28 protein-coding genes and 2 pseudogenes are annotated in these 24909 nt (G+C 69.8%); 15 read left to right on the top strand and 15 right to left on the bottom strand.

Annotated elements, in window-relative coordinates; translation table 11 throughout:
* Window positions 1-40: 40 nt before the first annotated feature.
* The 5 genes and pseudogenes from OG782_RS25510 to OG782_RS25530 all read right to left on the bottom strand — a co-directional run.
* Window positions 41-237 (bottom strand): annotated as a pseudogene (locus tag OG782_RS25510) (tetratricopeptide repeat protein); the annotation flags it as partial.
* Between the two features lie 347 nt (window positions 238-584).
* Window positions 585-1337: a hypothetical protein gene (locus OG782_RS25515; RefSeq protein ID WP_406454699.1), complete on the bottom strand. Its 753-nt coding sequence runs from the start codon at window positions 1335-1337 to the stop codon at window positions 585-587.
* 17 nt (window positions 1338-1354) lie between these two features.
* A complete protein-coding gene (locus OG782_RS25520; RefSeq protein WP_406454701.1) occupies window positions 1355-2011 on the bottom strand; it encodes a hypothetical protein in 657 nt (218 codons plus the stop codon).
* A 185-nt stretch (window positions 2012-2196) separates the two neighbouring features.
* Window positions 2197-2814 (bottom strand): hypothetical protein, encoded by a 618-nt coding sequence (locus OG782_RS25525; RefSeq protein ID WP_406454703.1) that lies wholly within the window; start codon window positions 2812-2814, stop codon window positions 2197-2199.
* Window position 2815: 1 nt separating this feature from the next.
* The gene (locus OG782_RS25530) at window positions 2816-3352 is read right to left on the bottom strand and encodes an RNA polymerase sigma factor (protein ID WP_406454705.1); all 537 of its coding nucleotides are present in this window, start codon (window positions 3350-3352) and stop codon (window positions 2816-2818) included.
* A 384-nt stretch (window positions 3353-3736) separates the two neighbouring features.
* On the opposite strand from OG782_RS25530, the gene OG782_RS25535 reads away from it, so the two are divergent.
* On the top strand, window positions 3737-3877 hold the full coding sequence (locus OG782_RS25535; RefSeq protein WP_406454707.1) for a hypothetical protein: 141 nt from the start codon (window positions 3737-3739) through the stop codon (window positions 3875-3877).
* Window positions 3878-4188: 311 nt separating this feature from the next.
* On the opposite strand, the gene OG782_RS25540 is transcribed toward OG782_RS25535, so the two are convergent.
* Together OG782_RS25540 and OG782_RS25545 are read right to left on the bottom strand one after the other, a co-directional pair.
* Window positions 4189-4371 (bottom strand): DUF397 domain-containing protein, encoded by a 183-nt coding sequence (locus OG782_RS25540; protein WP_406454709.1) that lies wholly within the window; start codon window positions 4369-4371, stop codon window positions 4189-4191.
* A complete protein-coding gene (locus tag OG782_RS25545) occupies window positions 4368-5165 on the bottom strand; it encodes a helix-turn-helix domain-containing protein (RefSeq protein WP_406454711.1) in 798 nt (265 codons plus the stop codon). The genes OG782_RS25540 and OG782_RS25545 overlap by 4 nt, the downstream gene beginning before the upstream one ends.
* A 297-nt stretch (window positions 5166-5462) precedes the next feature.
* Here OG782_RS25545 and OG782_RS25550 point away from each other — a divergent pair, with 297 nt between their 5' ends.
* Window positions 5463-5837, top strand: a complete 375-nt coding sequence (locus tag OG782_RS25550; RefSeq protein WP_406454712.1) for a hypothetical protein — start codon at window positions 5463-5465, stop codon at window positions 5835-5837.
* Window positions 5838-5959: 122 nt separating this feature from the next.
* Window positions 5960-7008, top strand: a pseudogene (locus tag OG782_RS25555) (tyrosine-type recombinase/integrase); the annotation flags it as partial.
* 7 nt (window positions 7009-7015) lie between these two features.
* Here OG782_RS25555 and sodN read toward each other — a convergent pair.
* Complete coding sequence (sodN, locus tag OG782_RS25560) at window positions 7016-7411, bottom strand: superoxide dismutase, Ni (protein WP_145765547.1); 396 nt, start codon at window positions 7409-7411, stop codon at window positions 7016-7018.
* A 178-nt stretch (window positions 7412-7589) separates the two neighbouring features.
* On the opposite strand from sodN, the gene sodX reads away from it, so the two are divergent.
* Window positions 7590-8051 carry a nickel-type superoxide dismutase maturation protease gene (sodX, locus tag OG782_RS25565; RefSeq protein WP_406454714.1) on the top strand — a complete coding sequence of 154 codons (462 nt, stop codon included), beginning with the start codon at window positions 7590-7592 and terminating at the stop codon, window positions 8049-8051.
* On the opposite strand, the gene OG782_RS25570 is transcribed toward sodX, so the two are convergent.
* Window positions 7955-8584 (bottom strand): CGNR zinc finger domain-containing protein, encoded by a 630-nt coding sequence (locus OG782_RS25570; protein WP_406454716.1) that lies wholly within the window; start codon window positions 8582-8584, stop codon window positions 7955-7957. The genes sodX and OG782_RS25570 overlap by 97 nt on opposite strands.
* A gap of 98 nt (window positions 8585-8682) precedes the next feature.
* Between OG782_RS25570 and OG782_RS25575 the strand changes: the two genes are divergently transcribed.
* The 3 genes from OG782_RS25575 (at window position 8683) to OG782_RS25585 (ending at window position 10843) form a co-directional block, all read left to right on the top strand.
* Window positions 8683-9444, top strand: a complete 762-nt coding sequence (locus OG782_RS25575; protein WP_406454718.1) for a class I SAM-dependent methyltransferase — start codon at window positions 8683-8685, stop codon at window positions 9442-9444.
* 146 nt (window positions 9445-9590) lie between these two features.
* Entirely contained in the window at window positions 9591-10079 is a 489-nt protein-coding gene (locus OG782_RS25580; RefSeq protein WP_406454720.1) for a SigE family RNA polymerase sigma factor, read from the top strand.
* Window positions 10076-10843, top strand: a complete 768-nt coding sequence (locus OG782_RS25585; protein WP_406454722.1) for a hypothetical protein — start codon at window positions 10076-10078, stop codon at window positions 10841-10843. Before OG782_RS25580 ends, OG782_RS25585 begins: the two co-directional genes overlap by 4 nt.
* 222 nt (window positions 10844-11065) lie before the next feature.
* Here the strand turns inward: OG782_RS25585 and OG782_RS25590 are convergent, their stop codons facing one another.
* The 3 genes from OG782_RS25590 to OG782_RS25600 are packed head-to-tail and all read right to left on the bottom strand — an operon-like array spanning window position 11066 to window position 13769.
* Entirely contained in the window at window positions 11066-11827 is a 762-nt protein-coding gene (locus tag OG782_RS25590) for an amino acid ABC transporter ATP-binding protein (RefSeq protein WP_285564637.1), read from the bottom strand.
* Window positions 11824-12774, bottom strand: a complete 951-nt coding sequence (locus tag OG782_RS25595) for an amino acid ABC transporter permease (protein ID WP_406454724.1) — start codon at window positions 12772-12774, stop codon at window positions 11824-11826. The genes OG782_RS25590 and OG782_RS25595 overlap by 4 nt, the downstream gene beginning before the upstream one ends.
* A gap of 29 nt (window positions 12775-12803) precedes the next feature.
* Window positions 12804-13769, bottom strand: a complete 966-nt coding sequence (locus OG782_RS25600) for an ABC transporter substrate-binding protein (protein ID WP_406454726.1) — start codon at window positions 13767-13769, stop codon at window positions 12804-12806.
* A gap of 520 nt (window positions 13770-14289) precedes the next feature.
* On the opposite strand from OG782_RS25600, the gene OG782_RS25605 reads away from it, so the two are divergent.
* The 4 genes from OG782_RS25605 to OG782_RS25620 all read left to right on the top strand — a co-directional run bounded on the left by OG782_RS25605 (window position 14290) and on the right by OG782_RS25620 (window position 17488).
* Window positions 14290-15501 (top strand): NADP-dependent malic enzyme, encoded by a 1212-nt coding sequence (locus tag OG782_RS25605; protein ID WP_406454728.1) that lies wholly within the window; start codon window positions 14290-14292, stop codon window positions 15499-15501.
* A gap of 199 nt (window positions 15502-15700) precedes the next feature.
* The gene (locus tag OG782_RS25610; protein ID WP_406454730.1) at window positions 15701-16672 is read left to right on the top strand and encodes a zinc-binding dehydrogenase; all 972 of its coding nucleotides are present in this window, start codon (window positions 15701-15703) and stop codon (window positions 16670-16672) included.
* Window positions 16673-16703: 31 nt separating this feature from the next.
* Entirely contained in the window at window positions 16704-16913 is a 210-nt protein-coding gene (locus tag OG782_RS25615; RefSeq protein WP_219567081.1) for a sigma factor-like helix-turn-helix DNA-binding protein, read from the top strand.
* The gene (locus OG782_RS25620; protein WP_406454731.1) at window positions 16913-17488 is read left to right on the top strand and encodes a Clp protease N-terminal domain-containing protein; all 576 of its coding nucleotides are present in this window, start codon (window positions 16913-16915) and stop codon (window positions 17486-17488) included. The genes OG782_RS25615 and OG782_RS25620 overlap by 1 nt, the downstream gene beginning before the upstream one ends.
* Window positions 17489-17623: 135 nt before the next feature.
* Here OG782_RS25620 and OG782_RS25625 read toward each other — a convergent pair whose 3' ends face one another.
* On the bottom strand, window positions 17624-18661 hold the full coding sequence (locus OG782_RS25625; RefSeq protein WP_406454732.1) for a helix-turn-helix transcriptional regulator: 1038 nt from the start codon (window positions 18659-18661) through the stop codon (window positions 17624-17626).
* A 1-nt stretch (window position 18662) separates the two neighbouring features.
* A complete protein-coding gene (locus OG782_RS25630; RefSeq protein WP_406454734.1) occupies window positions 18663-19520 on the bottom strand; it encodes a DUF4097 family beta strand repeat-containing protein in 858 nt (285 codons plus the stop codon).
* Between the two features lie 197 nt (window positions 19521-19717).
* Between OG782_RS25630 and OG782_RS25635 the strand changes: the two genes are divergently transcribed.
* A complete protein-coding gene (locus OG782_RS25635) occupies window positions 19718-20569 on the top strand; it encodes a hypothetical protein (RefSeq protein ID WP_406454736.1) in 852 nt (283 codons plus the stop codon).
* Between the two features lie 117 nt (window positions 20570-20686).
* Here the strand turns inward: OG782_RS25635 and OG782_RS25640 are convergent, their stop codons facing one another.
* Entirely contained in the window at window positions 20687-20875 is a 189-nt protein-coding gene (locus OG782_RS25640) for a DUF6104 family protein (RefSeq protein ID WP_030386011.1), read from the bottom strand.
* 213 nt (window positions 20876-21088) lie between these two features.
* Here OG782_RS25640 and OG782_RS25645 point away from each other — a divergent pair, with 213 nt between their 5' ends.
* From OG782_RS25645 to OG782_RS25655, 3 genes are all read left to right on the top strand, one after another.
* On the top strand, window positions 21089-21679 hold the full coding sequence (locus tag OG782_RS25645) for a CU044_2847 family protein (RefSeq protein WP_406454738.1): 591 nt from the start codon (window positions 21089-21091) through the stop codon (window positions 21677-21679).
* Window positions 21676-23742, top strand: a complete 2067-nt coding sequence (locus tag OG782_RS25650; protein WP_406454740.1) for a trypsin-like peptidase domain-containing protein — start codon at window positions 21676-21678, stop codon at window positions 23740-23742. Before OG782_RS25645 ends, OG782_RS25650 begins: the two co-directional genes overlap by 4 nt.
* A 130-nt stretch (window positions 23743-23872) precedes the next feature.
* On the top strand, window positions 23873-24904 hold the full coding sequence (locus tag OG782_RS25655; protein ID WP_406454742.1) for an AAA family ATPase: 1032 nt from the start codon (window positions 23873-23875) through the stop codon (window positions 24902-24904).
* Window positions 24905-24909 lie beyond the last annotated feature (5 nt).

Below are 24909 nucleotides of genomic sequence, written 5' to 3' on the forward strand. Positions count from 1 at the left end.
CGCTCCTCGTCTCCTCGTCAGACCCGGCGAACCTATCCGGTCACAGCACTCCGAGGGCCTCGCGGGCTCGGCGGGCGAGATCTGCCGCGCCGGGGACGCGGCGGCGCCGGTAGATCGCGAGTGTGTGGAACGGATCGAGGTGGTCGCCTTGCGGGTGCGGTCGGAGGTCATGCCTTCCATGAGGACGAGGGCATGTGTCCAGGCGGCGACCCCTTCGTCGGCTCGGGCGTGGGCGCTGCGAACGAGAAGAAGGCCCGACCGCTCAAAGCGGTCGGGCCTCTCTCATTGCTGCTCTGACCTGCTGTCCAGCCGGAGGCCGGACGGCCTGACCAGAGATCAGGCCTTCTTGGTCTCCTAGTAATGGGCCGGGTCGGTGACCTGCGGGGTTGTTCCCTGCGGGCCGCTGACCTGGCCTTTTGCTGTTGGCCAGCGATGGGCTGAGACGGTCCTGATCGGGTGTCCTGCGGACTGTGTGCGGACTGCCCAGGGGCCAGCAGGGGCGTAGCCGTTCCATGGAGCCGGACGGTTTACGTCACCGGCGGTGCGACCGCCTGAAGCGCGGGACCACAGGCGGTCGCGTCCGGCTATTCACATGCGGTTGTGCGCGCCGCTGGGCCGAAGTTCTGCGGCTGTGCGGGCTGTGCGGGCTGTGCGGAGCTGAGCGCCTGCGTGAGGGCGGCTGATGTCTTGCCGGCCATCTGCTCCTCCAGGCTTCCCTCGGCCGCAGTTGTCGCGGCGCGGGCCTGATCAGCCGACTGGATCCTTCCCTCCATCTCACCCTGACCGAGAACCCCGTTGTCGAAGGGGATGGTGGAGCTGGCCCCCAGGCCGCGCCAGCCGGCCGGGACGTTGTCGCCCTCGGTGCATCGGGCTGGCTCCCACTGGATGGCCATGACGTAGGTGTGGCCAAGCTCGAGCCGGGATTCGTCCTCGCCCGCCATTTTGAAGCGGTTGCTGGTACTGCCGTCCTTGAAGTGCCACCCGTAGGCGGCCCAGTCGATCGTCGATGGAGCCTTGGGCGAGCCGGTGCGCGACCACAACAGGTCATCGACCCGCAGTTCTACGTCGCGCAGGAGGAGTCCCTCACCTCGTTTGAGTTCGGTTGTGGTGGGGGCGATGTCCTTCTCAGAGACGGGGGTGACCACGACGACATGGTCGGCGTAGGTGACCCAGTCGGTGGCGGACGTGTTCGGCCGGCGGTCAGCGCCGTGGGCGATCGTGATCTTCTCTGCGTTGGCGTGTGCTGATGTGTCACCCTGCTGGGCTGCGATGAGCCCGGCGGTGAGGGTTGCGACAACGGTGCTGAACAGAGCGATCATGCGCGGGGTGCGTCTCATGCGATTCTCGACTCCCGTCAGTACGTGTTGTTGATGTTCTCTTTGTTGTTCGTGCCAAGCCGCTCACCGAAGCTCGTTGGGGTCTTCATGCAGTTGAGCGCACTGGCGGTCTGGGAGAGCGCGGGTGATGCGTTGTTGCCGTGCACCAAGCCGACTGCGTGGCCTGTTTCGTGGCAGGTGATGCCTGGGGTGTAGTAGCCGCCTCGCTCGATGCGGATGTACTGCTGGTCGCATGTGAAGCCGCCCACGGCGTCGTTGCACCAGGTGACGCCATCGGCGCTGCCCGGGACGGTCCACTCCTGGTAGACGATGTCCGTTTCGCTGTCGCCGGAGAAGGCCGGCGTGGAGTCGTAGGCGACCGTAAGGTCGGTCGGCTCGTACTCGTCGCCCATCACTGAGGCGACAACGTAGAAGTCGTCCATTTCGAGCTTGTCATCGTTGGGGTTGCCGTCGGTGCTGTCCGCGTACCAGGAGAGCTGGGCATTGTCGGTGCGGCAGTTCCCGCCGGGGCCGTCAGGAGTGTCATCCACGCAGAGGGGTGAGTAATTTGCGGTGGGGACCATGTTGTCGGTGGCTGCGGCCCAGGCGATGCCGGCGGCCACCATGATTCCGGTGACGATGAGCGCGAGAAGGCTGCTGGAGCGACGGGTCCATCTCGGTGTACGCGATTTCACGGTTTCCTCGTCTGAACGAATACGGTCAGGAGCGTGTCGCGAGGTGTATTCGTTCAGTCGGCAACGGCAAGCTGGCGTGCTGAAGGAACTGCGTTGCCGTGGCCCCCCCGCAACACGAGCCCCAAGTACTGCACATGCGTTCGTAACCGGTCAATAGCTGTGCGTAACTTCGCAGTTGCTGGGTCCTACTGCTCCCCTTCCCGCCAGGGCGACGGGCAGGGCGCGCCTTTAGCGTCGGGGAGTCCCTGCTTCACCGGAGTGAGGAACCTCCCCAGCCTGTCCCCGCTGAATGTGTCGACGACCATGTCGCGACGCTGCGGCACCACAACGAGCAGATGCTGGCCGACTTCCCAGGGATCCTGGCCTCCGTCGATGCGTGGGTCGACGGCATCGATCGCGATCCGGTCGGCACCTCCTGCAGGTTTGAGCCACTCCTGGACGTTGAAGGTGATTGTCAACCGGCCCTTCTCGGTGCCCGGTTCGACCGCCACCACGTCGCCGATCGCGATGGTTGTCGCGCAGGCGATCCACTCCGTGCGGCTCTGGCCCTCGCCTGCAACCGGCTGCGAGGGCTGAGTGGACGGGCTCGTTGACCGGCCTTGCTGGTCCGGGCGGAACACGAGAACACCGACTGCCAACGCGGCAGCTGCTGCGAGAGCGCCTGCGGCGACGGTCGCCTGCCTGCGGAGCCGAGCCCGGCGCGCAAGCCCCTCCTTGGGCGGTTCGGGAAGTGCAACCTCGTCGCCGATCAAGGTCAGGGCCTTGCGCAGCCGCGCTTCAGAACCTTCGGTCTCATGAGACATTTCAGATGACCTCCCGGTCGTGCAGCCGGTCTTCCAGGGCTGCAAGAGCGTGATGGAGGCGGCTTTTGACCGTGCCCTCCGGTATCCCGACCTCTGCCGCGATTTCCCGCACCGTGAGATCGGTGAAGTAGCGCAGCGTCAATACCTGGCGCTGCTGCGCAGTGAGCTCGTCCAGACCCGCGGCAACGGCCAGGGCAAGCAGCCGGTCGTCCTCGGGGTGACCCACGGGCGGGCGCTGCTCCCACCGCCGAGCCAGTCGCTCAGTGAGACCGGCGTCCTTCGACCGGGCCCGATGCCAGTCAAGGGCCACGCGAGAAGCCACCACCGACACCCAGGCCGCGGGGCTGCGGATGGCACCCGAAGCGGACCTCGCGCCGGATTCCAGTATTTTCAGACGTACTTGCTGCACCCCATCGTCAAGATCGGCCCATGGCACGCCGCCCAGGACGAGCACGGTACGGATCAGTCCAACATCAGCCTCGGCCGCCAGATTCCGCCCCTGGACGCTGGCGGCTCTCGGTGCACCCCGTCTGGCCATCGACCCTCCTTTCCGATTCGACGCAGAAGGCAGCACAAACGTTCAGTGCGGAGTTGAATCCCCGGAATTCGCTGCCGCGCGACGGCTTGGGCCGGCGTGAGTAGCTGTCTTCGTGGATGGTGCTGGTGGCTCCCGAGCCGACCGCCGACACTCGTCGTGGCGCCCAGCAGCGAACGCCCTTGGCGGCGCTGGCTCGCCGCCTCGCTCGCCCTCCCCGCGCCCTCCCTGCTGATCGCATTCGCGATCTTCAGCTGAAGGGTCGGTATGGCCCATCCCGAGCGCACGGCGAGGCTGCCCGGTGACGCAGCCGGACACGCCTCTCCAGAAGGGAGGATCGCCGGAGTGCCGGCCGGTTTGCGTGGCCGCAGTCCTGCCCGGATCGGTGTGGATGACCCGGCCACCGGCGCCTGGGCGGATGATGTGGCCCGGCTGGCAGATGCCGCCGCGCTGCGCGATTCCTCCCTGGCGCACCTGGCCACCCAGGTCACCGCGCTCGCGGCCCGGAATCTCGGCGGCGGCACCTGACGCGCGGAATCTCCCAGCACCGCATTCTTGGGCTGCCGGCCATCAGGAAAAGCTGGAGCGCGATTGGCCGCCCCAGCGGATGCCCTTCTCGACGCGGACCCGGGCAGGTTTGCGCCGCTGGGCGCCCAGGACGTCGGGAGTTCTGGTTGCGCCAGCGCAGTAGCGGTACAACTCGCGGGTCTGCGCCCCGTGGTGGGGATCATGCGAGTTGGTGAGGGTTAACTGCCGAAGCGGCCCGAAGTGGGCCTCGATCGGTTCGCCCAAGGGCAGTATGAAGCCCCCTTCACACAGAGAGGGGGGCACTCTCGGCGCTACTTCATCGAGCTGATGAAGGCCGCCCAGGCCGGCCGGGAAGCGTTCAGTTCCGGACCAGCCTCGTCCCTGTACTTGGAGTCGCGGACCATGACCTGAGGCAGGTTGTCCGCAACCTCCACGCACGCATCGTTGCTGGAGCCGCTGTAAGAGGACTTGCGGTAGGTCGGCTGCTCGCTCACTTGAACCTCTTCAGTACTTCGTGGATTCGGCCGGTGGAGTCACGGGCGCTCAACGCCTCCTCGGCAAGGCGATCATAGACCCGCTGGTACTGCATGACCGTCTCTGTCTCCTCAGAGTAGCTACCCGTTCCGAAGCCCTCTGTGTACGTTGCCCGCCGACCGCTGCCGAGGGTAAGGAGGGTGAACGATCCGCTGACGATGGCGGCCGTGTACGGCAGAACCCGCACGCTGATGTTCGGCTGCTGCTGCGCCTTCAGCAGGTGCTCAAGCTGCTCGCGGGCGACCTCAGGTTCCCCCATGTCGCAGTGCAGTACGGCCTCGTAGATGATCGCCGTCAGCCACGGCTGCTGCTCTCCGCTCAGCAGGCGGCGAGCGCGTTCCATGCGCTGATCCACGATGTGCTGGATGCGCCGGGGATCGCCGGCCTGTCCGGCCAGTACCAGGGCACGGGCGTACCCCGGCGTCTGGAGAAGGCCAGGGACTATCAGACCGAAGTCGTAGAGCATCGTTGCCTCCGGGAGGCGACGGATGTAGGGCCTGGCGTAGTCGTTGACGTTCTCCTGGTTCAGGATGCGAACCAGGTTCACCAGGGAATCGGGATCGAGGCCCAGGGCTCCTTCGAGCTTCTGCGCCAGATCGGTATCGGGCGGGACCTCGCCCGTCTCCACCTCGGAGATCCGGCTCTGCGAAGTGTACGTACGCCTGGCAACGAAGGTCTGGCTCCAGGGTTCGTCCTTGAAGTCACCTATTTCCTTGGCTTGCTGCTGGCGCTTCAGGCGAGCGTCCTGAACCATCCTCCCGATGTACTGCTCCAGCCCCTGGCTTGGGTCTACATCCCTCGTCTTTTGTCATATGCCGGATATCCCGATCGCCGCCCGGTACACAACTCCTAGTGATCGTAGGGCTACTGGCGGCATCTTGGGAGGGCCGAACGAAGGCAAGGGATCCCCGGGACACAGGAGAAGCCAGGAGTAGATATGTCGTACCCCCCGAACGAAGCCAAAGAGCCGCCACCTCTGGATCCCGCTGCGGCTACAACCATCGCTAACGAGTCGCTGCGTCTCCAGCTCGGGGCGACCACTCTTCCGGCGATGCGGGCCCAGGTGGAACTTCTGGTGGAGCAGATCAAATGCTTCTTGGAAGGAGGGCTTCCCGAGGATCAGGAGGCGGCCGACGCACAGCGCCGGGAGATCCTTCCGCTTCTCGACGAAGTACCCGCCGGGGATGACGTTGCCTTCCGTACGTGGACGCGCATGCGGGCGCTGGGCCGCGTTCTGCGACGGCATGTTGCGCAGTACACCAACCGGAGGCTGGGCGAGGACCAGGAGCCGAGGGGTGTCTCGAGGGAAGTGCCGGCGGCGGCTTCTGGCAGGGGGGAGCCCAAGGGCACCTACCGGGTTCCTACCGGTCTGGAGGCGAGGCGTACTCAGCAGTGGCTGAACCGTTCGGTGGGTGGGCACCGGTGATCGGGACTGCCGTGGTGGCTCGTGCGGTCAGCGACTACATGCACCGGTGCCCCGGGGAGTCCCTGACGCTCGCCCCGTTGTGGCAGACGCTCTCCCAGCACGCGAAGGCCGGCGCCTGCCACCAGCGCTGGCTCGACGAGGTCACGGCCAGCGTGGTCACCGGCCAGTACGTCGACCCGCGCGCCGGCCGCGTCACCTTCGAGAAGTACGCAGAGAGGTGGCAGGGCTCGCTCATCGCGAGCGAGGCGGGTGAACGCATCACCGACAACGCGCTCCGGCTCCACCTCGTACCCGCGTTGGGCGCTCGCTCGCGGCGATACGCCGCAACGACATACAAGTGCTCTTCAAGCACCTGTCCGATCAGCTCGGCCCCGGCAGCGTCCGGAACGTTCACGATGTCCTCGTGCGCGTCATGACAGCGGCCGTGGACGACAAGGTCATCGCCTCCAGCCCGTGCCGCCGGATCACCCTTCCGGTCATGCCGGACGAGGAGGTCACCCCGCCTACCGTCGCCCAGGTCGAGGCCATGGCGCGCGTGATGCCGCCGTACATCCGTGCGGCCGTCGTCACGCTGGCCGGATCAGGTCTGCGGATAGGGGAGTTGCTCGGCCTCAAGGTGGCGGACGTCGACTTCAAGGCTGGCAGCATTCGCGTGGAGCGACAGCGGCTCCAGTCGGGGAAGATCGGCCCGCCGAAGACCGCGAAGTCACGTCGGACGGTTCCGGTCGGGGAGGTCGTCACCGACGCGCTCCTCGGACACCTCGCCGCGCGCCCCTCCACGGAGTGGTTGTTCACGATGGAGAAGGGGGAGCCGCTCAACTACCGCCGCTGGAAAACCGAATGGAACGGTGCTCGCAAAGCGCTCCAGGCGGAGGAGAACAGGGCGGCCGTACGCGAGGGCCGCAAGCCCGTCGTGCTGCCGCACCTCGTGACCCACGACCTGCGGCACTTCTACGCCTCCGCGCTCATCGCGGGCGGGGCGAGCGTCAAGCAGGTGCAGATGGTCCTCGGCCACGCGTCCGCCGTCATCACGCTGCGGATCTACGCGCACCTCTGGCCGGGCGAAGAAGACCGCACCCGGTCCGTGATGGACGCCGTTCTCGGCGGCCTGCGGACCGGGTGCGGACCGGTAGGCGACATGACCAGCGAAACCGCAGGTCAGACGGCCTAACCAGAGATCAGGCCTTCTTGGTCTCCCAGAAGATCTTGTCGATCTCGGCGATCAGGTCGAGCGCCTTCTGGCCCGTGGCCGGGTCCGTGGAGGCCTTCGCGGCCGAGAGGGCCTTGAGGGCGTCGTTGACCAGCTGGTGCAGCTCCGGGTACTTCTCGAAGTGCGGGGGCTTGAAGTAGTCGCTCCACAGCACCGAGACGTGGTGCTTGGCGAGCTCGGCGCGCTGTTCCTTGATGACCACCGCGCGGGCCCGGAAGTGCGGGTCCTCGTTGGCCTGGTACTTCTCCTGGACGGCCTTGACGGACTCCGCCTCGATGCGGGCCTGGGCCGGGTCGTACACGCCGCAGGGCAGGTCGCAGTGGGCGCTGACCTTCACCTTGGGGGCAAACAGGCGGGAAAGCATTGAGCTGTCCTTCCTCGTGATCGTCTTCTCAGGTGGGACATTACTCCGTGAGAGGCGCGAATTAGTGGGTGCCCCCATGGGCTTAGGCCAAAAGTCCAGGGTGAGGATGGGACCAGTGGCCGAATGTACGGAACCCTGTTGTGACGGTGTACTGGAGGACCGGGGAGGTGCCGGAGAGATGCGGGAGGTGCCGGAGGTGCCGGAGCTGACCGATGAGCAGCAGCCCGGACGAGGGCTGGCGGCGCGGGTGCCGTTCCAGGTGGTGGAGGTGACGGGCCCCTCGATGGTGCCCACGCTCCACCACGGGGACTGGCTGCTCGTGCAGTACGGGGCGCCGGTGCGCCCCGGTGACGTGGTGATTCTGAGGCATCCGTTCCAGCAGGACCTGCTGGTGGTCAAGCGGGCCGTGGAGCGGCGGGCCGGCGGCTGGTGGGTGCTGGGCGACAACAGTTTCGCGGGCGGTGACAGCACGGACTACGGGACGGTGCCCGAGGAGCTCGTGCTGGCCAGGGTCCGGGCCCGCTACCGGCCGCTGACGAAGGATCAGCGCTCGGTGTGCGGTGTGGTGGGCTGGGCCGTCTCCGCGCTGCGGCCGGTCTCGGCGGCGCGCTCGGTCTCCAGGCGCTTGCGCGCCCGGTAGGCGGCCACGTTGGCGCGGGTCGCGCAGCGGTCCGAGCAGTAGCGGCGGGAGCGGTTCGTCGAGGTGTCGAGATAGGCGTTGCGGCACGGCGCTGCCTCGCACAGGCCGAGCCGGTCCACCCCGTACGAGGTCAGGTGGAAGGCGAGGCCCATCGCGGCGATCGCGGTGTAGCCGGCCGTGGCGTTGGACGGGTGGTCGGCCAGATGCATGTGCCAGTCCGGCTTCCCGTCCGCGTCCCGGATGTCGTGCCCGGAGATCTGCGGGCTGACCGGGAACTCCAGCAGCAGGGAGTTGAGCAGGTCGACCGCGAGCGTCTCGTCGCCGCCGTCGGCCGCCTCGAAGACCGCGCGCAGCCGGGCCCGTACGGACCGGAACCGGGTCACATCCGCGTCGGTCGCCCGCCTTGCGGCCTGTCCGTTGGCGCCGAAGAGCTCGCGCACCGCGTCGACCGAGGTGAGGGCGTCCTTGTTGCGGGCCGGCTCCTCGGTGTTGACCAGGCGCACGGCGTAGTCCGAGTAATAGGCCAGTTCCACTTGTAGTCCTTACGGCGTCGGTCTAAGGTCGATGCAGCGATGATGTAATGGTCTGATGCGGTTCTAGGGTATTACAAGTGCGACGTGGGAGGTTTCGGGTGACGGAGACGGCGACGGGCACCGACTGGCAGGCCTGGCAGGAGAGCTGGGACCGGCAGCAGGAGTGGTACATGCCGGATCGCGAGGAGCGCTTCCGGGTGATGCTCGACATGGTCGAGGCCCTCACAGGCCCCGAACCCCGGGTGCTCGACCTCGCGTGCGGTACGGGAAGTATTACGGACCGGCTGCTGCGACGGTTCCCGAAGGCCACCGCCACCGGCGTGGACCTCGACCCCGCGCTGCTCGCCATCGCCCGCGGCTACTTCGCCGGCGACGAGCGCGTCACCTTCGTCACCGCGGATCTCAAGGACCCTCGGTGGACGGACCGGCTGCCCCACGACTCGTACGACGCGGTCCTCACCGCCACTGCCCTGCACTGGCTGCACAGCGAACCGCTCACCACCCTCTACGGGCAGATCGGCGGCCTCGTCACGGACGGTGGGGTGTTCATGAACGCCGACCACATGATCGATACCGAGACCCCCCGGATCAACGCAGCCGAACGCGCCCACCGGCACGCCGCCATGGACCGGGCCAAGGCCGCCGGCGCCCTGGACTGGGCGGACTGGTGGGCACTGGCCGCCGCGGACCCGGTGCTCGCCGGGCCGACCGCCGAGCGGTTCGCGATCTACGGAGAGCACGCCGACGGCGACATGCCGTCCGTGCGGTGGCACGCGAGCACCCTGCGCGCGGCCGGGTTCGCCGAGGCGCGGGCCGTCTGGTCCTCACCCTCCGACAGTCTGGTGCTCGCGGTGAAGTGAGGGCAGCATGCGTGGCGGGGCGGTGCGGACGACGGTCCGGGCCGCCCCGCCAACTTTTCTGCCGCCTGCCGCAACCCGCCCCGCGTCCCACCGCACTGCAAGGGTGAGACGGTCCGCGCCCGCGGACCCGGAGAGGGGCGCCGACGATGCGGATCGATGACGACGCCGCACTGCACGCCTTCGTCGAGAGCAGACGCACCGCACTGTTCCGCAGCGCCTACCTGCTCTGCGGCGACCGCCACGAGGCCGAGGACCTGGTCCAGTCGACCCTGGTCAAGGTGGTGCTCGGCGGACGGCGGCACGGGCGGCTCGACAACATCGAGGCGTACGCGCGCAAGACCCTGGTCAACACGTTCATCGCGGCCCGCCGACGGTTCTGGCGGCGTGAACAGGCGTACGGCGAACTGCCCGACCGGGCGGTCACCGCGCCCGACACGGACACCGGCCTCGCGGTCCGGGCGGCGCTCGCCCGGCTCACGGCCAGGCAGCGGGCCGTACTGGTGCTGCGCTACTGGGAGGACCTGAGCGTCCAGGCCACGGCAGAACTGCTCGGGATGCGGGAGAGCACGGTCAAGAGCCATACGGCTCGGGGGTTGGCGGCGCTGCGCGCCGAGATGGCGGAGGAATTGGTATGAACGACGTGCGCGAGCTGCTGGGGCGGGCTGCCGAGGACGCGGGGCGGCCGGTCATCAGCACCGAGGTGGTCTACGCGAGGGCGGCCAGGGTGCGCAGGCGCCGTCGGGCCGCGGTGTCGGCGGCGGCGGTGTGCGCGGTCGCGGCGGGAGCGTTCGTGGTGCCCGGACTCCTCGCGGATCCGGCCCCGCGGACCTCGTCGGTGGCGGCCCCGGCCGAGCCGGCGGGCCACAGTGCCCGGGCCGCGAAGCTGCGCAAGCTGCTGCCGGACGGCGTCGGCTCGGTCGAGCAGGTCTCGCTGGCCTTCATCCTCAAGCACGCGGCGCCGGGGCGTGGAAAGGAGCATCTGCTCGGACCGCTGGACGGCCAGTACGCAGTCCGCAGGGACGGCGGGACCGGCTACCTCGTCATCGGGCTCATGGACGCGAGGATGGTGGAGAAGAAGCTCGGCGGCGGCCCGCGTAACACGGACCTGTGCGAGACACGGGCCGGGGAGCCGCACCGTACGGACTGCGTCAGCGAGAAGCTTCCGGACGGAAGCGAGCTGACGATCTGGAGCGATTCGATGGACTACGGGGACGGCACACCTCAGTGGGGTCCGGAACTCGTGGCCCGCCTCTCGCTCAACGACGGTGGTCAGCTGGTCATGCGGGACAGCACCGGCTTCGAGGCCGACACCGCGCAGGGACCGCTGCTCAGGACCCCGCCGCTCACCCGTGCGCAGCTGCGCACGCTGATGCTCCGTCCGGAGCTGCTGGAGAAGTAGGGGAAGCAGGAGGCACAGGGGACGCACGGGCGAGGGCGGTACCGAACCTGCCGGCCTTGTAGCGGACGCACGGGCGAGGGCGGTACCGAACCTGCCGGCCCTGTAGCGGACACACGGGTGAGGGCGGTACGGAACCTGTCGGCCCTGTAGCGCACACACGGGTGAGGGCGGTACGGAACCTGTCGGTCCGTACCGCCCTCACACGCGTATCCGTCCGTGTGCCTACAGCACCTTCGACAGGAACGACTTCGTCCGGTCGTGCTGCGGGTTGGTCAGTACGTCGCGCGGGTGGCCCGACTCGACCACCACGCCGTCGTCCATGAAGACCAGCGCATCGCCGACCTCGCGGGCGAAGCCCATCTCATGGGTCACCACGATCATCGTCATGCCGTCCTCGGCGAGACCGCGCATGACGTCCAGGACGTCACCGACCAGCTCCGGGTCGAGCGCCGACGTGGGCTCGTCGAAGAGCATCAGCTTCGGCTCCATGGCCAGCGCGCGGGCGATCGCCACCCGTTGCTGCTGTCCGCCGGAGAGCTGCGAGGGGTAGTTCTTCGCCTTGTCGGACAGGCCGACGCGGTCCAGGAGGCGTTCCGCCCGGGCCCTGGCGACCGCCTTGGACTCGCCCTTGACCTGGACGGGGGCCTCCATGACGTTCTCGATCGCCGTCATGTGCGGGAACAGGTTGAAGCGCTGGAAGACCATGCCGATGTCCCGGCGCTTCAGCGCGACCTCGCTGTCCTTGAGCTCGTAGAGCTTGTCGCCCTTCTGGCGGTAGCCCACCAGCTCGCCGTCGACGGACAGCCGGCCGGCGCTGATCTGCTCCAGGTGGTTGATGCACCGCAGGAACGTCGACTTGCCGGAACCGGACGGGCCGATCAGACAGAAGACCTCACGCGGGGCGACCTCCAGGTCGATGCCCTTGAGGATGTGCGCGGCGCCGAAGGACTTGTGGACGCCCTCGGCCTTCACCATGGCGGTCATGCCATGCCTCCCTTCGGGCGGCCCAGCGACAGCATGTTGGCCTTGATCTTCTGCATCGGGGTGGGCGGCAGGCTGCGGCTGGAGCCGCGGGCGTAGTACCGCTCCAGGTAGTACTGCCCGACGCTCAGGACCGAGGTCATGATCAGGTACCAGGCCGCGGCGAGGAAGTACATCTCCACCGGGGCTCCGGAGGACTGTCCGATGTCCTGGGCGTTCTTGAACAGTTCGTAGAACTGCACGGCCGCCACCAGTGACGTGGTCTTGAGCATGTTGATGACTTCGTTGCCCGTCGGCGGCACGATCACCCGCATGGCCTGCGGCAGTACGACGCGCCTCAGCGTCTTGCCGTGGCTCATGCCCAGCGCGTGCGACGCCTCCGTCTGGCCCTCGTCGACCGAGAGCAGACCGGCTCGGCAGATCTCGGCCATGTACGCGGCCTCGTTGAGCCCCAGCCCGAGCAGCGCCGTCAGCAGCGGCGTCATGAAGCTCGACCAGTAGTCCTTGTAGATCGGCCCGAGGTTGATGTACTCGAAGACCAGACCCAGGTTGAACCAGACGAAGAGCTGGACCAGCACCGGCGTACCGCGGAAGAACCAGATGTAGGACCACGCGATCGACGAGGTCACCGGGTTCTTCGACAGACGCATGACGGCCAGCAGAATGCCGCCGACCACGCCGATCACCATCGACAGGACGGTCAGCAGAAGCGTCTGGCCGACCCCGTCGATGATGCGGTGGTCGAAGAAGTAGTCCGGGACCGCACCCCAGTTGATCTTGCCCTGACTGAAGGCGTAGATGATCGCGACGAGTGCGGCGATCGCGACGACGGCCGAGACGTACCGGCCGTAGTGCCGGACCGGGATGGCCTTGATCGCCTCCGGTGCGGCCGCCTGGGTTGGGGGTACGGGTGGCCGGTCGGCCGGGCCCGACTTTTCGATTTCAATCACGGCTGATGCCCTTCAGCGCCGGAACCCGGTCACGATCCGCCGTTCAGCTCGGCCTCGGTGACCGCGCCCGCCTCGACGCCCCACTTGGCGATGATCTTCTCGTACTCGCCGCTCTTGATGATCGCGTCCATGGCCGCCTTGATGGCCGCGGTGAGCTCGTCGTTGCCCTTGGCGACGGCGATGCCGTACGGGGCCGCCTCGACCTGGTCGCCGACGATCTGGAAGTCCTGGCCGCCGCCCGAGGTCTTCACCGCGTACGCGGCCACCGGGAAGTCGGAGGAGCCGGCGTCGGCGCCGCCGGAACGCAGCCGGGTCTGGGCCTCGAGGTCGTTGTCGAACGACTCGATGGCGATCTTCTTGCCGCCGGTGCACTTCTTGGACTCGGCCTTGGCCAGGTCGTTCGAGACGGTGTTGCGCTGGACGGCGATCTTCTTGCCGCAGAGGTCGGCCCAGGTCTTGATCCCCTGGTCGTCGCCCTTCTTGGTGTAGATCGAGACACCGGCGGTGAAGTAGTCGATGAAGTCGACCCCCTCGCCGACCTTCTTCTTGGTCTCGGGGTCGATGCCCTCCTGGCGCTCCTTGGTGTCGGTCATGGCCGACATCGCCAGGTCGTAGCGCTTGGCGCGCAGCCCGGTCACCAGGGTGTCGAAGGTGCCGTTCTCGAACTGGAACTCCACGCCCAGCTCCTTGCCGAGCGCCGCGGCGAGGTCGGGGTCGATGCCGACCGTCTTGCCGGCCTCGTCCTTGAACTCGACCGGCGGGTAGGCGATGTCCGAGCCGACCTTGATGACGCCCTTGGCCTTGATCTCCGCGGGGAGGAGGTCGGCGGGGGAAGCGGCGCCGGCCGTGGTCTTCGCCGTGTCCGAACCGTTCGAGCCGTTCTTCGTCTGGTCACCGCAGGCGGTGAGCAGCAGCGCGCCGGCTACCGCGAGGGCGCCCACCGCGGCGATCCGGGACGAGGCGATGGTCTTACAGCGGGTGGTGGGTGCGGTCATGATCGGGGTCCTCCGGCAGGTGAGGGGCGGTGCAGCATGATCACGCACTTGTCTTCGAGTGCCGTGACCCTGCGTGGTTTCGGCATCTTGTCATTTGGATTACCCCAAACAGGGGGCGCAGCATGTCAAAATCGGGTAACGGGATACCCCCGAACCCCAGCGGGCCGGCACATCAAGGCCGGACCTTTCCCTGGAATCGCTTCCTCTCGCCGGAAGATCCCCGCCTTGAGCCTGCTCTGGGCGGATTTCAAGATGGGTGGCCGACTTGTCTGAATGCCCCACTATGAGTCACGTCACCGTGGGCACGACGACTCGTCTGCGGTGCCGCCTGTCCGGTAAGAAGGACGTTTACACCCCTCATCCGGGGCTCAGGGCGCGTGTGCGGCGCGCCCGCGCGTATGTACCTCCCCCTGCCGGGCGGGCCAATCGCCCAGCGCAGGGAACGTACGCGGTGCCCTCCCACCCCTCCTCAACCAGGAGTGGCCACCCTCAAACGATGAAGACTTAAGGGGTCAACACCATGGCAGCGGAGATCGTCAATCCTCGCAGCGACAGCAGTACAGACAGCGCCACCGACGAGCCGTTCGACGCGGCCTTCGCGCTCCACCGCGGCGGGAAGATGGCCGTGCAGTCCACCGTTCCGATCCGGGACAAGGACGACCTGTCCCTCGCGTACACGCCCGGTGTGGCGAAGGTGTGCAGCGCGATCGCCGAGAATCCCGAACTCGTCCACGACTACACCTGGAAGTCGCAGGTCGTCGCCGTCGTGACGGACGGCACCGCGGTGCTGGGGCTCGGCGACATCGGGCCCGAGGCCTCCCTCCCCGTGATGGAGGGCAAGGCGATCCTGTTCAAGCAGTTCGGCGGCGTCGACGCGGTGCCGATCGCCCTCGCGACCACCGACGCGGACGAGATCGTCGAGACAGTGGTCCGGCTCGCCCCGTCCTTCGGCGGAGTGAACCTCGAGGACATCTCGGCCCCGCGTTGCTTCGAGATCGAGCGCAAGCTCCAGGAGCGGCTCGACATCCCGGTCTTCCACGACGACCAGCACGGCACCGCCGTGGTCACGCTCGCCGCTCTGCGCAACGCCGCGAAGCTCTCCGGGCGCAGCCTCGGTGAGCTGCGCGCCGTCATCTCGGGCGCGGGTGCGGCCGGGGTCGCCATCGCCAAGTTCCTGCTGGAGGCGGGGCTCGGTGATGTCGCCGTCGCCGACCGCAAGGGCATCGTCAGCCGGGACCGCGATGACCTGACGGACGTCAAGCGCGAACTGGCCGAACTGACGAACAAGGCCGGTATCTCCGGGCCGCTGGAGGCCGCGCTGGCCGGTGCGGACGTCTTCATCGGCGTCTCCGGCGGTACGGTCCCCGAGCCGGCCGTCGCCTCGATGGCGCCCGGTGCGTTCGTCTTCGCCATGGCGAACCCGAACCCCGAGGTGCACCCCGACATCGCGCACAAGTACGCGGCCGTCGTGGCGACCGGGCGGTCGGACTACCCGAACCAGATCAACAACGTGCTGGCGTTCCCCGGCATCTTCGCGGGCGCGCTCCAGGTGCGGGCGTCCCGGATCACCGAGGGCATGAAGATCGCCGCGGCGAACGCCCTGGCGGACGTGGTCGGCGATGAGCTGGCCGCGGACTACGTGATCCCGTCGCCGTTCGACGAGCGGGTGGCCCCGGCGGTGACGGCCGCGGTGGCCGCGGCCGCCCGTGCGGAGGGTGTCGCCCGGCGTTGAGGTGAGTGAGTGCGGGGGTTCGGGCGCGGCGCCTTTCGGGGGCGCCGCCCCCGGACCCCCGCTCCTCAATCGCCGGAGGGGCTTGATTCTGCCCTCCGGCGCTCGAATGAACCTGCCGGGGCCGGTCGCCGTCACGCGCGGTGCGCGTCACACCCGCAGCCGGTTACGTGCGACCGCGGCCCCGCCTATCGTCGGGGCCATGTTCGCCGCCTACGCATCCCGCCTCGACCGCGACCACCCCCTCAACGGCCTCGAGCTGGGCGAACGCCCCGCTCCCGGCGCGCGACCGGGCTGGACCACCGTCAACGTCCGGGCCGCCTCCCTCAACCACCACGACCTCTGGTCCCTGCGCGGTGTCGGCATCACCGAGGACAAGCTCCCGATGATCCTCGGCTGCGACGCCGCCGGAACCGACCAGGACGGCAACGAGGTCGTCCTGCACTCCGTCATCGGTCAGACCGGCCACGGGGTCGGCCCGGACGAGCCCCGCTCCATCCTCACCGAGCGCTACCAGGGCACCTTCGCCGAGCAGGTCACCGTGCCCAGCTGGAACGTGCTGCCGAAGCCGAAGGAGCTCACCTTCGAGCAGGCCGCCTGTCTGCCCACCGCCTGGCTGACCGCGTACCGCATGCTCTTCACCAACGCCGGGGTGCGTCCCGGCGACTCCGTGCTCGTCCAGGGCGCGGGCGGCGGTGTCGCGACCGCCGCGATCGTGCTCGGCCGGGCCGCCGGGCTGAGGGTCTACGCCACCAGCCGTGACGAGGCCAAGCGCAAGCGGGCCGTCGAGCTCGGCGCCGTCGAGGCGTTCGAGGCGGGCGTGCGGCTGCCCCACCGGGTCGACGCGGTCATCGAGACCGTCGGCGCCGCCACCTGGTCACACTCCGTCAAGTCCCTGCGCCCCGGCGGCACCCTGGTCATCTCGGGCGCCACCAGCGGCGACCGTCCCTCGCACGCCGAGCTGACCCGCATCTTCTTCCTGGAGCTGAAGGTCGTCGGTTCGACCATGGGCTCCAAGGACGAGCTGGAGGACCTGCTGGCGTTCTGTGCGACCACGGGGGTGCGCCCCGTCGTCGACGAGGTGCTGCCGCTGGACCGGGCCCGAGAAGGCTTCGAACGGCTCGCCGCGGGCGACCAGTTCGGCAAGATCGTGCTGACCGTCAACCAGGGTTGACATGCAGCAGGTGTCAACGTAGGTTGACATCATGACCGAAGCGACGGATCTCGCCGAGCGCGCCGGTGACCGCGACCCCAGGGTGGGGCTGCGGTCGGTCGCCGCGCTGCGGCGGCTGCTGGAGCAGCTCGAAGCCGTACAAGTCAGAAGCGCCCGGGTCCAGGGCTGGTCGTGGCAGGAGATCGCGGCCGAACTGGGCGTCAGCCGGCAGGCCGTGCACAAGAAGTACGGGAGGCGTTGATGTTCGAGCGATTCACCAAGGGCGCCCGCGCCACTGTGGGCGGCGCCGTGACCCATGCCGAACGGGCCGAATCCGATTCGGTCTCCGAGGAGCACCTGCTGCTCGCCCTGCTGGACCAGGAGGGCGGCCGGGCCCCGTTCGCCCTGACCGCGCTGGGACTCACCGATCGCAGGGAGTCCGTGGAGGCGGCCCTGGCCGACGCGCGCAGGCGCGGCGGTATGACGAGAGCCGACGCCGACGCCCTCGCGGACATCGGCATCGATCTCGGCGCGATCGTGTCCCGTATCGAGGAGACGCACGGCGAGGGGGCCCTGCGGGGTGACCGGGGCGGCCGCCGTCGGCGGACGGGTTATCTCCCGTTCACCCCGGGGGCCAAGAAGATCCTGGAGCGGTCGCTGCGAATCGCACTCGGCCGCGGTGACCGCTTCATCGGCGAGGAGCACCTCCTGCTGGCCCTCACCGCATCCCCGGGAGTCGTCGCCGATGTGCTCGCCGAGCACGGCGCGACCTACGGGACGGTCAGCCGTGCGCTGTACGGGGACGGCGGCGCGGGCCAGGACCACATGGCGGGCTGAACGCCGCGTCAGCCGTGAGCGGTACGGGGACGGCGGTGCGGGGTGGACGTCGTGCGGCCCGGGGGAGTTTCCCGGGCCGCACGCCTGTCTCCGCTTCCGCTTCCCCTGCCTCCTCCTGCGCCTCTGGCCCTGCCCCTACTTCGCGCCGCCGCCGTCGGCGTCCTTGCGCAGCAGCGTTCCGATGTGGGCCGCCGCCGTCGACAGGTGACGGCGGGCCTCGGTGAGCTGGTCCTCCGTCACTCCCCGGTCCCTGGCGGCATCACGGATATCGTCGCGGAACCGGTCGAGCAGGCGGTCCAGGTCGCGGGCGGGGTCACCGGTGGTGCCCGCGTCCTTGCCCCAGTCGGGGTCGGCGGTGGTGCCCGCGTCCTCGTCCCGCCCGGGGTCGGTATCGGCGGGTTCCGGCTTGGTGTACGGGGGCCAGTTGCCGGTACGGGCGAAGCCGCCCAGCTGCCCGGTGATCTCGGCCAGCCCTTCCCGTACGCCTGCGGGCCAGTCGCCCCGGGCGAAGTGCTCCTGGACCTGGCGTGCGGCGTTCTGCATCTGCTCGCGCGCCCGGTCCTGGGCCTCCTTGGCCTGGCGGCGGGCCTGCTGGGCGTCCTCGCGGGCGCGGCGGGACTCGTCCTTCGCCCGGCGGGCCTGCTCCTTCCACTCCTGCTTCGCCTTGCGCAGCTCCTCCTTCGCGGTGCGCCACGCCTCCTTGTCACCGAGATCGCCCAGGTCGCCGAAGCCGCCGAAGGGGGACTCCTTGCCCGCCTTGGCGCCTGTCCGGGAAGTGGTGGTGTGCCGTGACTCGTCGGCAGCGGCGCGCATCTCGCTGCGCAGCTTGCCCGCCGCCCCGCGGACGTCGTCGCGCATCTCGGCGGCCAGCTCGGAGACGGACTCCCTGATCTCCAGCTCCAGGTCGGCGAGTTCGCCGGTGCGGCCCGCCAGTTCGGCGCGGCCGGCGTCGGTGATCGAGTAGACCTTGCGGCCGCCCTCGGTGGCGTGCGTGACCAGGCCCTCGGCCTCCAGCTTGGCCAGCCGCGGGTAGACCGTGCCCGCCGAGGGGGCGTACAGGCCCTGGAAGCGCTCCTCCAGCAGCCGGATCACCTCGTAGCCGTGGCGGGGCGCCTCGTCGAGCAGCTTCAGGAGGTAGAGGCGCAGGCGGCCGTGGGCGAATACGGGGGGCATGTCAGAGCACCTTTCCGGTCGGCTCGGCTTCGTGCGGCTCGTCCTCGGCCGATGGGCGGCGCAGCAGGGCGATGGATCCCGAGACCGTCGTCGCTCTCAGTGTCCCGGCTCCGGAGCCCAGTGTGCCGGTGATCTTCTTCGCTCCCCACTGGCCGCTGACCCGCAGGTCCTCGAAGCCGTTGGAGACGGAACCGCTCGCGGTGTTGGCCTCGACCTTCGCGTCGGCCGGGTGCGGCAGCCGGATGGCGATCTCCCCGGAGACGGTGGTCAGCCGGATATCGGTGGGCTTCCCGCTCGGGTCCAGGTCGAGAACCATGCCGCCGCTGACCGATTCGGCCTTCACGGACGCTCCGGCACCCTCGACTACGGTGAGATCTCCGGAGACGGAGTGGAAGCGCAGGTCGCCCGTGACGGACTGGGCCTCCACATTGCCGGATACGGTCTCCGCGCCGACCGGGCCGGCGAGTTTGACGAGCGTGGTGTCCCCGGTGACGCCGCGCACGTCCGTACGGCCGCGGATGCCGGAGACGAACGCTCCTGCGCCGACCACGCCGACCTCCACCGTCGAGCCGGCCGGGACCGCGAGCGAGACGTCCGCGCGGCGGTGCCAGCCCTTGCGGTCGAGCCACTTGAGGAGGCTCTGCCAGGCCAGGTCCTCGTACGCCACGGTGAGGACGCCGCCGTCCTGCGTCACGATCAGCGGCGGGCCCTCGATCCCGGAGACCTCCAGCCTGGCGGTCGGCTCGTCGGTGCCGACGACATTGACCGTGCCGTTGACGATGCGCACGCTGAGCGCCGTCACGGGTTCGTCGAAGGTCAGCTTCCGGGGCTCGGTGATGGCCCACGTCGACACAGGCATGGATCTGACCTCCCGGGGAGTGCGGACGACGCAACATATCGCGTCTCTTGAAGAACACGATATATCGCGGATAGTGGAAGTCAAGGCGGGTCAGGGGGAGGTGGGGGTGGGTTCGGGGTGGGGCCAGGGTGAGGTGAGGGCGTGATTGACCGGGCGAAACGCATCAGATCCGGGCAATCTGCCCTACGGTGTGAGGCATGAACGCGACATCACCTGTGGGTGCACTGCTGCTCTGCCGGGCCGGACCGGAGGCCGTGCGGCCGGTCGCCCACCTGCTGCGCGAGGAGATGCTGCTCGCGCCGGCCGGGGACGGATGGAGCGTCCTCGTGCCCGAGACGGAGCCCTGGCAGGGCGGCCGTGGCGGGCAGCCGGAGCCGGGGGAGGCCGCCGAGCCGGTCGACCGGGTCCTGGGCGGCTGGGCGGCCGCGCTCGCCGTCGGGTCCACCTGGCCGGTCCTCGCGCTGTGGTGGGACGGCGACCGGGCCGGATACACCCTGGCCGCGGGATTCCGCCGCCCCGTCGGCTACGTCTGGCTCGCGGACGGGACCCCGGCCGGTGAGGACGAGGCGATGCGCACCTTCGCCGAGCGGCTCGGCCTCGACCCCGTACTCGACGTCCAGGCGCTCGAGGCCCTGACCCGCCCCGACCCGGAGGCCGACGCGCGGACGCGGCTGCGCGGGCTGCTCGCCGTCCTCACGCGTACCGGGCTGACCCTCCCGGCCGGGCCGGGGTCCGGCGATCCCTCCGGCAGCCTGACCGCCGGGGCGCAGGAGTGGCCGGGGGCCGAACGGATCGAGTGGACCGGCTGGCGGGAAGTGGTCGAGGCCGAGCTCGAGGTGGTCGAGAGCAGTCGCGTCGGGCCCTGGCTGCGGGGGCCCAGGGCGCGCGCCCTGGCAGGCGCCCAGCTGGCCGCGGGGCTCCCGCTCGTCCTCTGGGGAGTCGGCCGGCGCAGCGGCGGGTGGGCCTTCGCCGGGGCGCTGCTGATGGTCCACGGGGCGCTCGGCCTCGCGTACGACCGGTTCAGGGACGACTACGGACGCGGTGACTGACGGGCGGGGCCACCCGCGAAGGGCGGGGCGGCAGTGATGGCCGAGGGTCGCGGCCGCTGACGGGACGGGGCCACCCGAGAAGGCCGGGGCGGCCGGCAGAGGTGACGGCGGGCGGGGCTACGCGTCCTCGTCGTCGTCCTCGTCGTCCAGCCGGGCCAGCCAGGTGGCGAGGCGCTCGACCGGCACCTCGAAGTCGGGATTCAGGTCGACGAACGTGCGCAGCTGCTCGGCGAGCCACTCGAAGGTGACCTCCTCCTCGCCTCGCCGCTTCTCCAGCTCCTCGATACCGCGGTCGGTGAAGTACATGGCGCAAGTTTAAGCGCCCGCCGGACGGGCCGGGGCCGGGGTCGCGGCGTCCGGTGCGGCCCCTGTCCGCAGGGCCGGACCCGGATCTCCCCGCCGTCGTGGGCCGCCCCGGTCCGAGAACCGCCCCGCCGCACCTCCGCGTCATCCGTCATGTACCCCGCACCGGCCGACTACGGCCGTTAATCTGCGGGTAGTTGGGGAACGGGGGGTGTCATGGGTGACAGTGGGGCCCGTATTACGCGCATTGAGCTGCCGGACGGCACGCCGGTCTGGGCGAGGATCTCCGGGGCGGAGGAGCTGACGCGCCCGGCGCCCGGCGGCGGGCCGACGTACACGGACACCGGCTTCGGGAACCTCGCCGACCAGGTGCAGGCGCGGGTCGAGAGCCTGCACTCCGTGGTGACCGGTGTCGCGCGCTCGCTCGCCGTGCCGCTGCGCGCCGTGCGGCCGGACGAGGTCAGCGTCGAGTTCGGGATCGAGCTCACCGCCAAGTCCGGCAAGATCGTCGGGCTGCTCGCGGACGGCGAGGCCAAGGGGGCCATCAAGATCACGCTCACCTGGAACGGCGGCGGACCGCCGGTCGACCCGCCTCCGCCCGCACAGATCCCCGCCCAGGAGCCCGTGCCCGGCGCACCGGTGTCACCGGTTCCGTTCGCGCCCCCCGTGCCCGCGCCCCCTGCACCGGCGCCCGCGCCCCCTTCCGCACCCGCGGGCGCACCCGCCGTCACTCCGCCCGCCGGAGCACCCCCCGGCGCACCGGCACACCCGGACGGTGCGGACGACACCGACGGCGGCGGGGCATGACCGCGGAGGCCGAGGGGGGCGCAGAGGGGGTACTGGGCCCCGCGCAGGCTGCACTCATCAACCTCGTGCAGGACGCCACCGTACGCATCCATCGCCCGCCGTCCGGGTATGCCCAGGACGGGCCGGGAGGGGACTTCCTGGGGAGCGGATTCTTCGTCGCCCCCAGCTGGGTCCTCACGTGTGCGCACGTGGCGATGCAGGGGGAGGCGGGTGCCGTGAGCGTGTGGTTCAAGGAGGACCACTACAGCAGTGAACTGACCGAGGTGCCGGGCAAGGTGGTCGCCGCGATGCCCGGCGCCCGGCCGCCGGGAGCCGTCGGCTGGCCCGCCCCCGACCTCGCGCTCATCCAGCTCCAGCGGCCCGTCGACCACACCTGCGTCTATGTGACCGAACGTTCCGAGGCCATGCTGCGCAGCCGCGAGATCCGCTGCGTGGGCTGGGCGCCCGGGCAGGGCGGGGGGCTGCAGAACCGCAGCGGGGTCTGCGTGGTGAAGGGCTCCTACGGGGCATCGGGCGACGCCGAACAAGTGGTCAGGCTCGACGGGGACTGGGTGGAGCTCGGTATGTCCGGCGGCCCGCTGGTGGACCTCGTACGGGGGGAGGTGGTCGGGGTGATCAAGTCGCGGCTCGACGGCCACCAGGGCGGCACGGCCGTGGGGATCGAGCGCCTGCGCACCCTGAAGGTGCCCTCCGCGCCCGTCGAGGCCGAGACCGACGACATCTACCAGTCGGTCTTCCACGCGCACGACCGCTACCACGCGGACCGGCACAACAGCTCGGCCGGCACCGGGCGGACATGGACCGATGCGCAGAGCGAGCTGCCCCTTCCGCCCGGCGGCATCCTCGGTCCGAGACGGCGCGTCGATCTGCTGGGCCGGCTCGCCGAGCTCACACCCCCGGCCAGTACCCGCAGTCTGCTGGTCCTCCTGGACGGCCTGCCCGGCGTCCACTCCCGCGACCACCGTCCGGCCCCGCGCGGCTGGCGCGACGGTCTGGGGACGCTGTACGACACCCGCGCCAGCGACCGGGAGGCCCAGTTCGGGCTGATCGTGCGCTACTGCATGGGCGTTCTCGCGGCGGACCGGCCCTACGGCCAGCTGTCCGTCAGGAACGCCAAGGCGCTGTGGGGCTGGGTGAAGCGGATCGCGGACGAGGAGCTGCCCCGTGACCTGCGCAGACAGCTCGACGTGGAGTGGGCGGCCATCCGCCTGCGCCTGGAACAGAACCGTCAGCAGGCCCGGCGGCCGGTGAGCGAACCCGTCCTGTACGGCGCCCGCGACTGCGTCGTGCTGCAGGTGGACCTCCAGGGCTGGGCCCGCGACCAGTACGACTGGCGGGTCGCCGTCGACCGCCGGGCCGCGGAGGCGGATCCCGTCGACGAGGACAGCCGCGGCGTCCCGCTCGGCACCGTCCCCGACCGGCTCGCCGCCGCGCTCACCGAGGCCTTCCGGCGCTGCGACGAACCGGGCAGCCCGGCCATGCTCCAGGTCGTGGTCGCTCCCGCGCTGTTCGGACTCGACGTCGACGAATGGGTGCTCCCCTCGGGCGGACTGCCGCTCGGAGCCGTACGGCCGGTGGTGCTGCGCAGTTCCTACCAGGGACCCGCCGACGAGCGCCCGGGGCGCTGGAACGCCGGGCCGGGGGCGGGGATGCGGGCCGAAGTCGTCGACTGCGAGGACGATTTGCGGGTACGTGTACCGGAGGTGGCGCAGCTTCGCACCCTGGCTCACGAAACCGTGCCGGTGCTCTGCCGCTACGGCAGCCGGCCGGACCCGGACACCACGGCCGGGGTGGTGCGGCTGCTCGACTCCGGTTTCGGGGTGGCGCTGCTGCAGCGCAGGCCGGCGGAGGCCGACACGGTGTGCCGGGACTTTCACCGCCGCGTCGCGGAGGCCGTGTCGGACACCCGCACCCACGACCGGCTTCCCTGGCGGATCCATGAGCTGAGACGAGGAGTGAGTGCGGGGCGTACGGAGCTGTACTGGTCCGCCGGCGCAGCCCTCTACTACGACGATCCCCACCATCCCCTGCCGGGCGCCGGCGACTTCCTGGAGGCGCCATGAGGAAGGCGGCCGCGCATCGCCCGAAGAGCCGAACGGGCCTTCCCCTTACCGGAGTTACCCCGGATCGATACGGTAAGGCGCGGTCGACGGCTGCTGCCCGTGGCGGACGAGTGACGACGAGGAACACGCTATGAGTGAACCCAGCGAGTGGCTCATCTACCGAGGAATCGGCGAACCGCACGACGAGGTGGCGCAGCTGCCGCCCCCGCCGCCCTGGCGCGACTTCGCGGGCGGCCGCCCCGCCGCGGCCGGCGGGCCGGACGGGGACGAGTCGGCCGACCGCCGGCTCGGCATTCCCGGGCGCATCGCCGAAGAGCACCGGCCGGGTGCCGAGGAACTCGAAATGATCAATGCCGCGCTCTATCTGCGGCGTCCGCTGCTGGTCACCGGTGATCCGGGCGCCGGGAAGAGCACGCTGGCCCACTCCGTCGCGCGTGAGCTGGAATTCGGCAAGGTGCTGCGCTGGCCCGTGGTCAGCCGCTCCACTCTGCAGGACGGCCTTTACCACTACGACGCCATCGCCCGGCTCCAGGACGTCCAGATCGCATCGCACGGATCCGCGGACGGCCAAGCCGGTGCCGACTCCGCTCAGAGCGTGGGCAGTTACATCCGGCTCGGACCGCTGGGCACCGCCCTGCTGGCGTCGGACCGGCCGCGCGTGCTGCTCATCGACGAGCTCGACAAGAGCGACATCGACCTGCCGAACGACCTGCTGAACGTGCTGGAGGAGGGCGAGTTCGCCATTCCCGAGCTGGAACGGATCGCCGACCGGCTGCCCGACGGCGAGGCGGACGTGCTGGACCACGACGGCAACAAGGTGCGGATCAGGGGCGGCCGGGTGCAGTGCAGGGCCTTCCCGTTCGTGGTGCTCACCAGCAACGGCGAGCGGGACTTCCCGGCCCCGTTGATGCGCCGCTGCATCCATCTGGAGCTGGGCCGGCCCGACCACAAGCGGCTCGCCTCGTTCGTGAAGGCCCATCTGGGCGAGGAGGTGGCCCGGTCGAGCGATGACCTCATCGCCCACTTCCTGGAGCGTTCGCGCAGCGAACTCCTGGCCACGGACCAGCTGCTGAACGCCATCTACCTCACCCATGCCGCGGCCCCGTCGGGCCGCGACCGGCTGGCCGACCTGCTCATCCAGCGACTCGACCGGCCGAGGTGAGGCGC

This window comes from Streptomyces sp. NBC_00876 (genome assembly GCF_045207435.1).
Taxonomy (GTDB): Bacteria; Actinomycetota; Actinomycetes; order Streptomycetales; family Streptomycetaceae; genus Streptomyces.